This is a genomic window from Propioniciclava sp. LT432 (assembly GCF_059515965.1).
Window position 1 is genome coordinate 20,133 of sequence record NZ_JCAKNE010000003.1, and the last position, 15,559, is coordinate 35,691.

Genomic DNA, 15,559 nt, shown 5'->3' on the forward strand with positions numbered 1-15,559 from the left:
TGTGACTGACGTCCAAACACTTGACCGGGTCGTGATCCGGTTCGCCGGAGACTCCGGCGACGGCATGCAACTCACCGGCGACCGGTTCACGTCCGACTCGGCCACGATCGGCAACGACTTCGCGACGTTGCCGAACTTCCCCGCCGAGATCCGGGCACCCCAGGGCACGATCGCGGGCGTGTCGAGCTTCCAGCTCCACTTCGCCAACGCCGACATCAAGACGCCGGGCGACAAGCCCGACGTGCTGGTCGCGATGAACCCGGCCGCCCTGAAGGCCAACCTGCCCGACCTCACACGCGGCGGGGTGATCATCGCCGACACCCACGAGTTCACCAAGCGGAACCTGGCCAAGGTCGGTTACTCCTCGAACCCGCTCGAGGACGGCTCGCTGGCGGACTACCAACTGCACGCCATCGACCTCACGGGCATGACCGTGGCGTCCGTCGAGCAGTTCAAGCTGGGCCGCAAGGAGGCCAGCCGGGCGAAGAACATGTTCTCCCTCGGGCTCCTGACGTGGCTCTTCTCCCGTCCGGTCGAGAACACGCTCGCGTTCCTCGACAAGAAGTTCGCGCGGGCGGCCAACATCCGTGACTCGAACAAGGCGGCCTTCCTGGCCGGCCACGCGTACGGCGAGACGACCGAGACGTTCGCGCACCGCTTCGAGGTGGCCGCCGCGCCGGTCCCGCCGGGCACATACCGCCAGATCAGCGGCAACAAGGCGATGGCGCTGGGCCTGATGGCGGGCGCCTCGAAGGCCGGCCTTCCGCTGTTCCTGGGCGCGTACCCCATCACCCCGGCGTCCGACGTGCTGCACGAGCTGAGCCGCGCGAAGGACCAGGGCGTCACGACCTTCCAGGCCGAGGACGAGATCGCAGCCGCCGGTGCCGCGCTCGGGGCGTCCTACGCGGGCGCGCTCGGGGTGACGGTGACGTCCGGGCCGGGCATGGCGCTCAAGTCGGAGACCATCTCGCTGGCCGTCATGCTCGAGCAGCCGCTCGTCGTGGTGGACGTGCAGCGCGCGGGTCCGTCCACCGGCATGCCGACCAAGACCGAGCAGGCCGACCTGCTGCAGTCGCTGTACGGACGCCACGGCGAGGCTCCGGTCCCCGTGGTCGCGGCCCAGTCCCCCGCGGACTGCTTCGCGACCGCCGTCGAGGGCATCCGGATCGCGCTGACCTACCGCACGCCGGTCATCGTCCTGTCGGATGGCTACCTGGCCAACGGTGCCGAACCGTGGCTGATCCCCGACCTGGCCTCGATGGACGCCATCGACCCGAACTTCACCACCGAGCCGAACGGCCCGGACGGCTCGTTCCTGCCGTACCTGCGCGACGACAAGCTGGCGCGGGCGCTGGCCGTCCCGGGGACGCCCGGGCTCGAGCACCGCGTCGGCGGCATCGAGAAGGCGGACGGCACGGGCAACATCTCCTACGCGCCCGACAACCACGAGCGCATGGTCGCCCTGCGGCAGGCCAAGGTGGACGGGATCGTCGCCGACATCCCCGACCTCGTGGTCGACGACCCCTCGGGCGAGGCGAGGGTCCTCGTGCTCGGCTGGGGTTCCACGTGGGGCCCGATCGGGGCCGCGGCGAAGCGCGTCCGTGACAGCGGTCGTTCGATCGCGGTGACGCACCTGCGCCACGTCAATCCCCTGCCCGCCAACACGGGGGAGGTCCTGCGCTCCTACGACCGCGTGATCGTCCCCGAGATGAACAGTGGCCAGATGGCGATGATCCTGCGCGCGAAGTACCTCGTCGACGTGCAGTCCTACAGCCGCGTGCGGGGGTTGCCGATCAGCCCCGCCGAACTGGCTCCCCACCTGATCGACGTCATTGACGGAAAGGACGCCTGATGTCCACCGGACTCGCCGGGATCCCCTTGGCTCTTGAACCCCTGAACCGCAAGGAATTCGTCTCCGACCAGGAGGTCCGCTGGTGCCCCGGCTGCGGCGACTACGCCGTGCTGGCCGCCTTCCAGGGCCTCATGCCCGAGCTGGGCATCAAGCGGGAGAACACCGTGATCGTCTCGGGCATCGGGTGCTCGAGCCGGTTCCCCTACTACGTGAACACCTACGGCATGCACTCGATCCACGGCCGGGCGCCGGCGATCGCGACGGGCGTGGCCGTGGCCCGTCCCGACCTGGCCGTGTGGGTGATGACCGGTGACGGCGATGCCCTGTCGATCGGCGGCAACCACCTGATCCACGCGCTGCGCCGCAACGTGAACATCACGATCATGCTGTTCAACAACCGCATCTACGGCCTGACCAAGGGCCAGTTCTCGCCGACGTCGGAGGCGGGCAAGGTCACGAAGTCCTCGCCCGTCGGCTCGGTGGACCACCCGTTCAACCCCGTCACGCTGGCGCTGGGGGCCGAGGCCTCGTTCGTGGCCCGGACGATCGACTCCGACCGCAAGCACCTCACCTCGGTGCTCGAGGCCGCGATCAACCACCGCGGCGCCTCGCTCGTGGAGATCTACCAGAACTGCCCGATCTTCAACGACGACGCGTTCGCCGGCCTGAAGGACGTCGACTCCCCGGCGCTCATCCCGTTGACGCACGGGGAGCCCGTGGTCTTCGGCGGTGGCCAGCTCTGCGTGGTGCGGGGTGCGTCCGGACGCCTGGAGATCAAGGCGACGTCCGACGTGGCCGCGTCGGACATCCTCGTGCACGACGCGCATTCGGGGGACGCTTCCCTGGCCTTCGAGCTGTCGCAGCTGACCGACACGCAGAACCTGTCGGCGTCGCCGATCGGCATCTTCCGCAACGTCGAGCGGCCCGTCTTCGACGACGAGGCCCGCAACCAGGTTTCGATGCCGGCCGACCGCGAGGCCGCCCTGCAGCGGCTGATCGCCGGTCCGGACACCTGGACGATCGTCTGATCACACCGGCGGGTGGGGCTGGCTCTCTCGGAGCCAGCCCCATCGCTGCATCCGGGCCAGGGTCGCGCCGACGCCGTCCTCGCCGCGGACGACCTCACCGACCTCCTGGGCGCGGCGTCGGGCGTCGGCGTCCGTGGTGAGCAGGCGGATGAGCCGGCCCAGGCGTCCGACTGTGAGGCGGTGGACGCTGACCGGCTCCGGGCCGAGCCCCAACCGGTGCACCCGCCACGCGTGGTAGGGCTGGTCGACGCCGAACGGGACCATCGCCTGGGGCACGCCTGCCGCCAGCGCGGCGTGGGTCGTGCCGGCACCGCCGTGGTGGACGACGCCCGCCATCCTCGGGAACAGCCAGGCGTGGGGCGTGGGTGGGATCGCCCAGACCTGGTCGTTGAGCTGTCCCGGGGTGTGACCCCGAAGGGTTGGCGTCACCACGCGCCGCCCGGACGCCTTCGCCGCGCGGACAATCACCTCGAGGTCGTCGTCCGTGGCGAACCCGGTGAAGGAGCCGTAGCCGACGTGGACCGGCGGCTCGCCCTGGAGCCAGTCGTCGAAGGCGGGGTCCGGTGCGAAGACGGACGCCCTGGGCGCCCACCAGCCCGTCTGGACGGCGTTCGCCGGCCAGTCGGGGGCCGGCGGGACGAGCACCGGACTGGCGGCCACGATCACGGGGTGGGCGTCGGCGTCCGCCGTGACGTCGGCGGTGGACGCGTGCGGGAGCGCCAGTCGGCGGCGGACCTCGGCCGTCAACGGGCCGCCCAGGGCGGTCGCGAGGCGCCACCCGAAGACGGAACCGCGGCGGTCGTGACGCGCGGCATCCGTGTAGTAGGAGTGGGCGACGTTGCTCTCGGGGTGCACGGTCGGCAGTTGGCCGGTGAACGCCACCGTCACCATCCGGACGCCGCGGGCGCGGGCCAGCGCCGCGACGCTCCCCCGGGTGAGGATGCCGGTCAGGACGGTGTCGCCGGGGGTGATCGTGTCGACGAGGGCGTCCGCGAAGGCCGACGCGAGGCGTCCGGTCCAGCGGTGCAGCAGCCAGAGCTGGCCGAACTGTGCGGCTGCGATCCGGCGGCTCCGGCGGCGGTCGTCGAGGGCGTCCGCGACCGAGCCGCGCACGCCGACGAACTCGGCGCCTGAGGGGGCCGCCAGCCCGGCGAACTCCTGCAGCGCCACCACGCGGACGCGCTCGCCGCGCGCCACCAGCCGAGTTGCCAGCGCTGTCAGTGGCTGGACGTCTCCGCGGGACCCGAGCCCGACCAGCACGATCGTCATGGGGTCCACCCTGTCCGGGGCGGGGGCCGTGTGGCAAGGCGAAACCGGCCCAAGGTGTGGACGTGGCGCCTGTGGACGCATAGCTTTCCTCCAACCGCGCATCTCGGCGCGGCACCCCCTGTCCAAGGAGCGGCTCGATGAAGAGATCCGTGCGGCGACGAGTCCCATTGCTGGCTGTCGCAGTCAGTGCCCTGTCCCTGACCCTGGTCCCCGCGAACGCGGTTGCGGCACCTGACCCAGAAGCCCGTCCACCTGCCGCGAAGGTCGAGGCAAACCCCGCCAAGGCCGGCACGTACATCGTGCAGCTCGCGGAGCCGCCCGTCGTGGCCTACTCCGGCGGCGTCTCGGGTCTCAAGGCGACCAAGCCCGCCAAGGGCGAGAAGGTCAACCCCACCAGCGCCGCCGTGAAGGCTTACGCAGACCACCTCGCGAAGCGACAGGACGCCGCGCTGCAGGCGGCCGGGGGCGGCAAGAAGATCTACTCCTACACCTACGCCTACAACGGCTTCGCCGCCGACCTCTCCGCCTCGGCCGCCGCCAAGATGGCGAGCGTGCCCGGGGTCCTGGCGGTCACCCCCGACGAGAAGCTCCAGCTGGACACGGCGTCGACTCCGGCATTCCTCGGGCTCACCGACACCGGCGGGCTGTGGGATCGGTTGGGGGCACCCCAAGATGCTTCGAAGAAGGTGGACGGCGCCGGTGAGGACGTAATCGTCGGCATCGTGGATGGCGGCATCTGGCCCGAGCACCCCAGCGTCAGCGACCGTGACACGGATGGCAAACTGGCGTACCAGCAGGTCCCGGGCTGGCACGGCAAGTGCGTCCCGGGCGAGGAGTTCGACGCCTCGCTCTGCAACCAGAAGCTCATCGGGGCCCGCTACTACAACGCCGGTTGGGGAGGCAACGCGGGCATCGACGCCCAGCTCCCCCACGAGTTCAACTCGCCTCGCGACTTCGGCGGACACGGCACCCACACCGCCACCACGGCCGCCGGCAACTACGGCGTGTCGGCCACGGGGGCGGCCTCCGTGTTCGGCACGGTGAGCGGCATCGCCCCGCGGGCCCGGATCGCTGCCTACAAGGTGTGCTGGCAGACCCCGGCCGGTGGTTCCTGCTTCGCCACGGACAGCGTCGCCGCCATCGACCAGGCTGTCGCCGACGGCGTCGACGTGCTGAATTTCTCGATCAGCGGCTCGCGGACCAACGTGCGCGACGCGGTCGAGATCGCCTTCATGTACGCGGCGGACGCAGGCATCTTCGTCGCCGCCTCGGCCGGCAACAGCGGACCGGCGACGTCGACGGTGGCCCACCCCGGTCCTTGGTTGACCACCGTGGCAGCCGGGACGCACAACCGCGACGGCAAGGGCTCGGTGACGCTCGGCAACGGCACCACCTACCAAGGGGCGTCCGTGGCGACCCCCGTCGGCCCCGCGCCGCTGATCGACTCCGCCGCGGCTGGGAAGGCTGGGGCAGACCCCACCCAGGTGGCCCTCTGCTACTCCTCGGCCGATGGAGGCAACGTGCTCGACCCGGCCAAGGTGGCGGGCAAGATCGTCGTCTGTGACCGCGGCGCCACGGCCCGGGTGAACAAGAGCCTCGCCGTGCAGGAGGCCGGAGGCGTCGGCATGATCCTGGTCAACACATCAGTCACTTCCATCAATGCCGACTTCCACTTCGTCCCGACCGTGCATCTGGCTCACACCGACCGCGCGGCCGTCAAGGCTTATGCCGCCACGGCGGGGGCAACGGCCACCATCAACCAGGCCACGATCGTGGACGACGCCGACGCCCCGTTCACGGCGTCCTTCTCCTCGCGCGGTCCGCTGCAGGCGGCGGGCGGCGACCTGCTCAAGCCCGACCTCATCGCGCCCGGGCAGGACATCCTCGCGGGCGTCGCGCCCCCAGGAAACGCCGGTCGCCTGTTCGACCTGTACAGCGGCACGTCCATGTCCAGCCCGCACGTGGCCGGCCTCGGCGCGCTGATGAAGCAGGCGCACCCCGACTGGTCGCCGATGGCCATCAAGTCCGCGCTCATGACGACGGGCTACGACCTCCTCGATGGGGGCACACCGGCCCCGAACACGAACCCGGTCCTGATCTTCCGTCAGGGCGCCGGGCACGTGGACCCGAACAAGGCCGTCGACCCCGGCCTCGTGTTCGATGCGGGGTGGAACGACTGGCTCGCCTTCATCTGCGCCACGCAGCCGCAGGGCCTTGATGCCGTGTGCACCCAGCTCACGGCGTTGGGCTACTCCATGGACGCCAGCAACTACAACAGCCCGTCCATCTCGATCGGAGCCCTGGCCGGCCGGCAGACGGTCAAGCGCACGGTCACGAACGTGTCGGACGCCACCGCGACCTACACCGCCACCGTCTCCGGGTTGGTCGGGTTCACGGTCGCCGTCAGCCCTGCCTCACTGGAGTTGGAGCCGGGCGAGAAGGGCACCTTCGACGTCACGATCACCCGCACGACCGCCGCGCTGAACGCCTACTCGGGCGGACAGCTCACGTGGTCGGACGGGACCCACACCGTTCGGATCCCCATGGTCGTCCGTCCCGTGGCGCTCGCCGCACCGGCCCAGGTCTCCGGGACGGGTGGCCCGATCAGCTACAACGTGGCGTTCGGCTACAACGGTACGTTCACCGCCACGCCACGCGGCCTGGTCCCGGCGACCGTCACGCCCGGGACCGTGGCCGACGACCCGACCAACGGCGCCTGCTCACTCACATCCCCGAACGCGCAGTTGATCCCGGTCAGCGTTCCGGCAGGGACGACCTACGCCCGCTTCTCGTTGTTCGACGAGGACGTGAACGCGGGCACCGACATGGATCTGTGCGTCTTCCAGGGCACCACCTTGGTGGGGAACAGCGGCTCGGGAACGTCCGCCGAGGAGGTCAACCTGCTCACCCCGGCGGCCGGCGCCTACACCGCGGTCGTCCACGGCTGGGGCGTCGTCGGGTCGTCGCCGTTCAAGCTGCACACGTGGCTGCTCGACGGCACGGACGCCGGCAACATGACCGTCTCCGCGCCGGGGTCAGCGACACTGGGGGAGACGGGGACGATCGGGCTCACGTTCACCGGTCTGGCACCGGAAACGCGCTACCTGGGGTCGGTCGTCTACGGTGGTGCAGCCGGCATGCCGAACCCGACGATCGTCCGGGTCGACATGCCGTAGCAGGCAACAAACCCGGAGGGGCGGTGGCGCGAGCCACCGCCCCTCCGGCGTGTCGGCACCTCGGGCTTGTCTCAGGACCCTGCGTTCGCTCCTGCGCCATGGACGACGCGATCCAGCATGGCCGCCACATGGCGATACTTCTGGACGAGCCGCAGGTGGGTTTCGTCAGGCAGCCGCTCCAACCGCGCCGGGTCCGCGTTGTCGGCGAGGTGCGCCCTCTTCACCAACACGGCCAGTGGGTTCGCCGCGACGCGCATGAAATAGGCGTCGCCCTCGCCGGGGCGCCGGGACAGCGCGTCCACGGCGGCGACGACTTCCTCATCGAACCGCTCGGCCAGGTCGTCGATCGTGGTGTCGGTGTCCTCCACGATGTCGTGCAGCCACGCCACCGTCAGCGCTTGGGCCGGCGCACCGGCCTCCTGAACTCGCACCACCACGCGCTCCACGTGGTGGATGTAGGGCGCGCCCGACTTGTCCGTCTGTCCCGCGTGCGCAGTCCTCGCCAACGCCTCTGCCTCGTCCGTGGCCGCCCGTCGTAGGTCGATCATGCGAGCCGTCCTTCCGCGATTGGTCCTTGCCGTCCTCGTCGTCGCAGGCGTCGCCGGAACCGTTCCGCAGCTGACTCTGCCCCTCGATCATGGCGGCACCTTCGCGCCCGGGTCACCTCCTCGTGGCCCTCCGTCCCTAGGGTCGGCTCCCCTCATGCCGGACTCGGCCTTCTTGTGGGTTTGACCTTGGGTCCCGTGGGGCAAGGTGGAGGACAACGAGAAGGAGTCCTAATGGCCCGCAACACCCGTACCCCTGCCCGCATCCTCATCGTGACGACCAGCACGCCCGCCTACGAGACGGCCGGCTACCGCACCGGCCTGTGGCTGAGTGAGCTCACCCACTTCTACGACGTGGTCGTCGAGGCCGGCCACGACGTCACGATCGCCAGCATCGATGGTGGGCTGGTGCCGCTCGACCCGGAGAGCCTGTCGCTCCCCATGCTCGCGATGGGCGGGACGAAGCGCCGCTACCGGGACGCGTCCTTCATGGACCTGCTCGACCAGACACCGACCCTCGAGGACGTCGCCGACCAGGACTGGGACGCGGTCTACCTCACCGGCGGGCACGGCACCATGTTCGACTTCCCACACCACGAGGTGCTCGGGTCGATCCTGGCCACGACCTTGGAGGACGGCGGCGTCATCGCGGCGGTGTGCCATGGTCCGGCGGGATTCGTCGGGGCTCGGCTCAGCGATGGTTCACCGCTGGTCGCCGGACGCCACGTGACCGGTTTCTCGTGGCCCGAGGAGAAGCTCGCGAAGCGCGACAAGGCCGTACCGTTCCGTCTGGACAAGGCGCTGAAGGCGGAGGGGGCGAAGTACACCCAGGCGCTCCTCCCCATGGCTGAGAAGGTCGTCGTGGACGGCGTGCTGGTGACGGGCCAGAACCCCACCAGCGCCGCGGGTGTCGGCAAGGCCGTCGTGAAGCTGCTGAAGAAGAACCGCGTCGCATCACGCTGACGCCGCGATCAAACGGCGCCGCCGATCGACAGCGCGTGCACGTGAGGTGCCCCGCGGCTGCGCTGGTGACTCGTCAGGCGTGGAGACTCACCGTGCCGTCCATGCGCTCGCGAGCTCCGCGGCAGCGGCGGCCCGCGGAATGCGCTCCTGCTCCAGGCGCCGATCACCCTGCCGTACCAGGGCCAGCGCGTCGAGCTCCGCCACTGTGAGGTGGCCGATCACCCCGCGGAAGGGTTGCGGCTCATCGACGGCGAGATGCTCATGCGTGCGCCACGTCCCGGCGTCCATCAGGACGGACTCGACGCGCGGCAGCGCTTGGCGCAACTGGCCCAGGATCTGGAAGCCGTAGGTGTCGAGGTCGCCCCAGTACGCAACGTCAGCTCGGGCGACCCACGGCACCTCGGCGAGCACGGGGGCGGCGAAGCCCATGCCGTGCAGGGCCACGGTGCGCGGGAGTTCGGGCAGCGTGCCGAGCGTGGTGGCGTTCTCGCAGATGAGCACCCGAGCGGGTTCGACGTCGAGGGCCCGCAGACCAGCCAGGTCGACGGAGAAGTCCGGAGGCCCCGGCAGCAGGGTCGGGTCGAGCGCCCTGACCCGGAACCGCACCGCCACGCGGCGCAGCCCGGTGCCCTCCTCGCCGGCGATACCGCTGACAAGGGCTTCCACGAGCGCGCGGTGCCGCTCCAGCCACTTGGTGTGGACGCCGACGACCGGCAGCTCGCGCTCCCACAAGCCCGTGGAGGGGTTGGCCACGATCCACGCCACCACGGCGAGGAGCCGGACGACATCGGCTTCATCGAGGGCGCCCAGCCTGCGGGCCTGGGCGCGGATCGCGTCGGTCAGGTCGGCGTCCGGCCAGACCTCGCGCAAGCGGGCGACCCCCTCGAGCCCGCGCTGCCACGTTTCGGACTGTCCGGAGAGCCGTGCCAAGGCCGCCGGCGTGCCTGTGGCGCGTTCGGGGAGCCGTTGGGTGCCGAAGTTGGTCCACGCTCGCGTCGACCACTCGACGTGGATGCCGTCGGTCCGCTCGAAGCGCTGCCACGCCTGCACCCAGGCGGCCACGGCGTCCGGGTCGCTTGCCATGACCGACTCCGTGGGTGGGTGCAACGGACGCCAGCGCACGGCCCCCGCTTCCGCGTCCGCGTCGGTGACGGACGCCGCCAGCCACGCCGGCCAGTGCGCGCGCCACTGCTGCGCGGCCCAGCCGCGGAAGTCCGCGACCGACCTCACAGCAACGCCTCCTGCAGATCCTGCTGGTCCTGCGTGAAGGCCTCGTCGTCGGCCTCGAAGGGCAGTTCCTGCACCTGCGATCGTCGTCCGGAGTCGTTCGTCACCATGACCACACCGCCAACGTAGTCGTCGATGGTCTGCAGCATCTTCATGGGCGTGGCCAACAGCAGCTGGAACCCGAACTTCTTGAACACCTCCAGGCCCGCCTGGGTGAACGTGTGGTCGGCCTTGTCGAACGCTTCGTCGATCACGACCAGCGCGTAGGTCGGCTCGGACTGCCCGCTGGGCGCGAGCTGGAACCGCAGGGCCGCCGCGAGGCAGAACGTGACGAGCTTCTGCCGCTCGCCTCCCGAACGCCCACCGGACCCGGTGAAGACGTCGAGTTGCTCACCGGATTCACCCACCACGCGGGCCTGGAAGTGGACGTGCTGGCGCGTGTCGAGGCAGCGCTCGCGCCACGCCCGATCCGCCGGGTCGGAGGAGCCCAGCCGGTCGAGGATGCCCTTCATCAGCGTGAACCGCCGCTCGGCCACCACGCGCTCCTCACCCCCGTTGGAGGCGAACACCGCACTCGCCGACCCCGAGATGATCTCGTTGAGGGTGGACAGGAAGGTGTCGACGTCGGGCAGCGCCCTGTCCTTCACCTCGATCTGCAGGTGCCCGCCGGGGGTGAATTCGGTGAGCCGCAGCGAACGGTTCACCTCGTCGACCCGCAGCCGGATCGCCCGTCGCGCGCCCTTGATCTTCGTTGACAGCTGGCTGATGTTGTTGCGCGCCTGGCTCTGCAGCAGGTCGAAGAACCTCTGCTCGAACGTCGGCAACCCGTCGCGTTCGAGCACCGTGAGCCGCTCGAGGTACTCGGGCAGGTAGCCGATCTCGTCGGCCCAGTCGGCCGACTGCGACGGCCACCCGTCCCGGTAGCCGGCCATCTGGCGGGTGATCCTGCGGGTGAGGGTGGCCCGCTCCCGTTCCAGCGTGATCGTGCGGTCGCTGAGTTGCTGGCGCAGGAGCACCTCGAGTCGGTCGGCAGGAGCGTCGAGCTGACGGGCGCGCTCGGCCAACTGGTCGGCGATGACCTCCGGCACGGGCTCAGCGGCGGCGAGTGTGGCGTCCAAGTCGTCCAACCTCGTTTCCAGGCGGCGCACCTCGCCCTCCACACGGTCGCGGCGGGACGCCAGCGTGCGGCGCGCCTCCTCGGCCTGCGCGACAGCCTCGTCGGCCCGCGCGAGCGCCCGCTCGAGGTCGGGCAGGTCGGCGTGTTCGAGCCGCAGGCGGTCGATCCTGTCGCGGGTGGTGGCGAGCTGGGCGTTCAGGGCGGCCACGTCGAGGTCATCCCAGTCGATGCCTTCGAGCCGGGCGAGGGCCGAGCGCAGGGCCTTGCGTCGCTCGTCGCCCCGGCCCAGCTCTTCGACCGCCCGTTCGGCCTCGGCCACCGCTCGCGTCGCCTCGGCGAGGTGGGCCTCGAGCTCGGCCTCCTTCGCCTCCGTCGAGAAGCCGAGCACCCAGCGGCTGCGATCGTCGACGTGGCGCCGGTCGTCCTTCTCGTGGAGGCTGAGCGAGTGCTTCACCTGACCCGCGCGGGTGACCGCGCGGTCGTGGTGGCGGAAGTCATGCGGGTGCTCCACGCAGGCGTAGTCGAAGCGGCGCCGCAGTCGGTCGGCGAGCCACCCGGCGTGCGGGCCTTCCGCCAACTCCAGCTTGGCGAGCAGGGACACCTCATCGGGCTCGACGTCGGAGCCCGGCGCCACACCCTCGCCCACCCGCTCGTACACCAGCCGCGTGCCGAGGAACGACGCGTCGACCACCTCGGACGCCGCCAGGTAGTGGGCCTCCGGCACCACGAGCGTGCGCGCGAACGACCCCAGGACGCGCTCGATGGCGCCGCGCCACCCGGCCTCAGCAGCCCGAACCTCCACCAGCTCGCCCACGAACGGCAGCAGCGACGTCGGCACCTGCAGCCGCTCGGCCAGCAGTTGCCGGGCCTCCAACAGCTTCTCGTCGAGGTTCGAGCCGTGCCGGCGCAGGGCCGCGAGCGCGGTCTCGATCCCGTCACGCTTCTCGCGAGCACTGCGGCGACGCATGGCGGCGTCCAGTTCGGCGTCCTTGCGCTCGCGCTCCTCGGCCTCGAACCGCTCCGCCGCAGCTTGGACACCCGTCTCGAACGCGCCCACCGCGTCGGGGCCGGCGGGCCACTCCAGCCCCACCACGGACGCGCTGCGCGCCAGCTCATCGACCCGCGCCTGCGCGCGCCCGAGTTGGCCCTGGATCGACTCGACCAGTTGCTCCAGCGTGCCCAACTCGGCTCCTGCCGAGCCGTCCAGGGCCCGCTGCGCCTCTGTGCGGACGCCCTGCAGCTCCGACAGCCGACCCTCGGCGCGCTCCAGTTCCGCCTCCAGCCCGACGAGTCGTGGCCGTTCGCGAGCGAGTGAGGCCTCGGCGTCCGACTTGGCCCGGGCGGTCAACCACGTGACCAGGTGGGCCTCCTCCTCGGCCAATTGGGCCAGCGCGCTCTCGGCGTCCGCGTGGTGGTCGGCGAGGCCGCGCAACGGGGTGAGCACCTCGACCTGGCGGCGGGCGTCCACCACCGAGGTGTGCGCCAGAGTGAGCTCCTCGAACTGCTCGACCGTCTCGGAGCTGAGCTGGAAGGTGTCGGGCTCATCGAGCATGAAGTCGCGGAACAACGAGTCGAGGTTCGTCAGGTTCTTCGCCGACTGGGTCTTGTGCAGCAACAGCTGGGCCTGCTCGCTGCCGAGACCCATGCGCTTGCGGAACTTCGCCGAGAAGCCGGTGTAGGCGTCTTGGCTGAAGATCTCCCAGTGCGGGAAGGCCTGCTGCACGCGTCGGTTCTCGATGCCGTCCTTCGCGTAGGACTGCAGCGACAGCAACTCGACGGCCTCTGGCGCCATGATGAACATCGACCGCACGTCGGCCGGGTTGGTCGACCCCGCTCGCAGGTGGAACAGCCGGATGAGCGTGGTGCGGGTGCCGTGCCCGTCGTCGAAGGTCAGCGCGACGCCGCTCCAGTTGGGCCCCTTGCGCAGGAAGGCGGTGCCCACCTCGCCGGTCGCCTCGTCGGTCTCGCGCTTGTAGGCGCCGAGGATGTAGGTGACCAGGTTGCGCTCGCGGTCACCGGTCTCGGTACCCTGGGCGGCCGCGTTGAACTTGAGCTTGGCGGGCCGCACCATCAACGCGGCCATCGCGTCGAGGATCGACGACTTGCCGGCCCCCGACGGACCCGTGAGCAGCAGTCCGCGGCGGGGGACGGCGAAGGACCGCGCGCCGTCGAACGTGCCCCAGTTGACGAGCTGGACGCGGCTGAGGCGGTGCTGGCCCATCACGCCTCCACCAACCGCGCCAGGTCGTGGGTGATGACGGCCACCTCGTCGGCGCCGAACACCAACGCGAGGATCGGCGAGATCTCCCACCGCTCCTCGTCGTCGGTCGGGAGCAGCACGGAGTTCTTCTTCATCTTGTTGATCGACGCGCCGATGCGGTCGTCGAACCCCTTCTTGTCGCTCAACTCGGCCGGGCGGTAGCTGCGCAGCTGGTCTTCGATCTCGTCGCGGCCCACGAACGTGCGCGCTGCGGTGCCCTGCCCGGCGAGCAGGCGCCGGCGCAGGAACAGGACCAGTGCCGTGTCGAGCAACGTCAGCGGGTGGCTGCGGACCACGCGGGGGGCGTCCTCGACCGCGAGGTTGCGGACGAAGGCGATGCCGGCGTCGGTGTCGACGACCAGGTCGAGGTACAGGTCGGCCAACCGCGCGCGGACCAGCTGCTCATCGCGAACCAACGCCGACCACAGCCGGCCCTCCCCCTCGGAGCCGCGCAGGTACGGCCCCCGGATCAACTGCAGCAGCACGCGCCGGGTGGCCGGGGACAGCTCACCGTGGTCGACGACCTCGTCGGCCACGACGTCGTCGAACTCGTCGGGGGTGTCGGCCGCGCGACGCGGGACGGGCTGCATCGTCATGCTTCACTCCAGTGCTGGGGTACCTCACTGAAAACGTAGCGGGGCGCACTGACATTCTTCGTGCGGCCACTCGGCGACGTCCACGACCACGTCTCGTGCTCGGGTGTGGCGATGGCATGGTCCGTAGCCAGGAGCAACATGCCGACGATGGACGCCAACCCCTGCGTCGCCGGGAACCGGGCCAACACCTCGCCGGCCGTCGCCGTCGGTGTGTCGGCCAGCGTGGCCGCGATGTGGCGCTGCAGCTCGGGGAAGTCGATCTCCGTGAGGCGGACGAGCGCCCGGAGGTGTTCGATGTCCAGCGGCGTGGTGGCGTGCTCGACCACCTCGGTCTGGGTGCGGAGGTCCGCGGGGTTGTGCAGCGCCCACGCTCCGATGGACGAGATCGGCACGGACGTGAGGTCGAGGCTGCGCCCGACCTCCTTGATCGGCGAGAGGCGCTGCAGTGCTGCGTAGGCGGCCTGCTCGGCGCGCTCAAGGGCGTCCGCGAGGCGCTTGTGCTCGCGATACTCCTGGGTCTCGACGAAGCGGCGCAGGCTGCGGGAAAAGCTCGTCAGGGTCTGGCGCACCTGGGCGCTCTCCTGCTGCAAGGTGGTGAGGAACTGCCGCAGGAAAGCGGCGTCCGACCCCGCGAGGGCTTGGGTGAACGAGCGCTGCAGGACGGCGTCCACGGCCTCGTCGAACGCATCGGTGAGGGCCGGGTCGAGCAGCAGGCGGTGGAAGGCGGCGAAGGTGCGGCCGGCGTCCGACTCCTCGATGACGTCGACGCCGGCGAACACCCGCGCGAGCACGGACCCGCGCGACCCGTCGTTGGTGATGATCTGCTCGCGCAGGCCTTGGTTGAGGCGGTCGAGGTCGTCGGCGACCTTGGCGAAGTCGCCGGGCACCTCGCCCGCCAGGCGCAGGATCTCGCGGAGGCGTTCGGTCGCCTCGATGTCGCTCATGGGCTCGAACTCGCCGGACTCGACGCGGGCGATCTCGGCGTCGAGGCGGTCGCGCTCGGCGCGCAGCGAGTCGAGGCGGCTCGTGGGCTCGGGGTCGGAGTCGCGCGCGAGCCCGGAGAGGAGGTCTGCGAGATTGCTCAGCCGCGACGACGTGACCGCCGACTGCGGTTGTTCGACCGCCGTGACGAACCGGACTGCGTCGGCGGCGTCCCGGGAGAGCTCGACGGTCTCCTCGCGGCTCTCGGTCGGACGCCGGATGAGGATGCCGTCGCGGATCCACGCGGCAACGTACTGCTGGGCGGTCTGCGGGAGAGCGAAGCCCGCGTCGCGCAGCTCGTCGAGGTCGTCGGCGACGCCCGCGACGAACTCGGCGTAGGTGAGGATGCGGTGGTCGGCGAAGCGGCCCGAGAAGATCGCGACCATCGCCGGCATGAGGTCGGCGCGCAGCAACTTGAGTCCGGCGGACTGGCTGGCCCTCTGCGCCGTGACCGCGCTCCCCGTTCGTCCGGCCATGGGGGCAGTGTAGGGGCGGACGCCGTGCGCGCCGGTGAAGTCCCCTGCCAGGTCAGCGGCAGCTCGGAG

At 70.7% G+C, this 15,559-nt stretch carries 10 protein-coding genes; 4 read left to right on the forward strand and 6 right to left on the reverse strand.

Going from position 1 to position 15,559, the window contains the following annotated elements; genetic code table 11:
* Window position 1 precedes the first annotated feature (1 nt).
* Both AC5YDV_RS02065 and AC5YDV_RS02070 read left to right on the forward strand, forming a co-directional pair.
* Window positions 2-1,852 (forward strand): 2-oxoacid:acceptor oxidoreductase subunit alpha, encoded by a 1,851-nt coding sequence (locus AC5YDV_RS02065; protein ID WP_496182043.1) that lies wholly within the window; start codon window positions 2-4, stop codon window positions 1,850-1,852.
* Complete coding sequence (locus AC5YDV_RS02070) at window positions 1,852-2,880, forward strand: 2-oxoacid:ferredoxin oxidoreductase subunit beta (RefSeq protein ID WP_496182042.1); 1,029 nt, start codon at window positions 1,852-1,854, stop codon at window positions 2,878-2,880. The genes AC5YDV_RS02065 and AC5YDV_RS02070 overlap by 1 nt, the downstream gene beginning before the upstream one ends.
* Here the strand turns inward: AC5YDV_RS02070 and AC5YDV_RS02075 are convergent, their stop codons facing one another.
* Window positions 2,881-4,149, reverse strand: coding sequence for a glycosyltransferase (locus tag AC5YDV_RS02075; protein WP_496182041.1), 1,269 nt, complete (start codon window positions 4,147-4,149; stop codon window positions 2,881-2,883).
* 137 nt (window positions 4,150-4,286) lie between these two features.
* Here AC5YDV_RS02075 and AC5YDV_RS02080 point away from each other — a divergent pair, with 137 nt between their 5' ends.
* On the forward strand, window positions 4,287-7,325 hold the full coding sequence (locus AC5YDV_RS02080; RefSeq protein ID WP_496182040.1) for a S8 family serine peptidase: 3,039 nt from the start codon (window positions 4,287-4,289) through the stop codon (window positions 7,323-7,325).
* Between the two features lie 71 nt (window positions 7,326-7,396).
* On the opposite strand, the gene AC5YDV_RS02085 is transcribed toward AC5YDV_RS02080, so the two are convergent.
* On the reverse strand, window positions 7,397-7,873 hold the full coding sequence (locus tag AC5YDV_RS02085) for an HD domain-containing protein (RefSeq protein ID WP_496182039.1): 477 nt from the start codon (window positions 7,871-7,873) through the stop codon (window positions 7,397-7,399).
* A gap of 231 nt (window positions 7,874-8,104) precedes the next feature.
* On the opposite strand from AC5YDV_RS02085, the gene AC5YDV_RS02090 reads away from it, so the two are divergent.
* The gene (locus AC5YDV_RS02090; protein ID WP_496182038.1) at window positions 8,105-8,833 is read left to right on the forward strand and encodes a type 1 glutamine amidotransferase domain-containing protein; all 729 of its coding nucleotides are present in this window, start codon (window positions 8,105-8,107) and stop codon (window positions 8,831-8,833) included.
* 87 nt (window positions 8,834-8,920) lie between these two features.
* On the opposite strand, the gene AC5YDV_RS02095 is transcribed toward AC5YDV_RS02090, so the two are convergent.
* Genes AC5YDV_RS02095 through AC5YDV_RS02110 form a run of 4 tightly spaced genes read right to left on the reverse strand, consistent with a single transcriptional unit; the run spans window position 8,921 to window position 15,490 of the window.
* The gene (locus AC5YDV_RS02095) at window positions 8,921-10,063 is read right to left on the reverse strand and encodes a Wadjet anti-phage system protein JetD domain-containing protein (protein ID WP_496182037.1); all 1,143 of its coding nucleotides are present in this window, start codon (window positions 10,061-10,063) and stop codon (window positions 8,921-8,923) included.
* Window positions 10,060-13,398, reverse strand: a complete 3,339-nt coding sequence (locus tag AC5YDV_RS02100; protein WP_496182036.1) for an ATP-binding protein — start codon at window positions 13,396-13,398, stop codon at window positions 10,060-10,062. Before AC5YDV_RS02100 ends, AC5YDV_RS02095 begins: the two co-directional genes overlap by 4 nt.
* Window positions 13,398-14,033, reverse strand: coding sequence for a DUF4194 domain-containing protein (locus AC5YDV_RS02105; protein WP_131168528.1), 636 nt, complete (start codon window positions 14,031-14,033; stop codon window positions 13,398-13,400). Before AC5YDV_RS02105 ends, AC5YDV_RS02100 begins: the two co-directional genes overlap by 1 nt.
* Window positions 14,030-15,490, reverse strand: a complete 1,461-nt coding sequence (locus AC5YDV_RS02110) for a DUF3375 domain-containing protein (protein WP_496182035.1) — start codon at window positions 15,488-15,490, stop codon at window positions 14,030-14,032. The genes AC5YDV_RS02105 and AC5YDV_RS02110 overlap by 4 nt, the downstream gene beginning before the upstream one ends.
* Window positions 15,491-15,559: the final 69 nt, after the last annotated feature.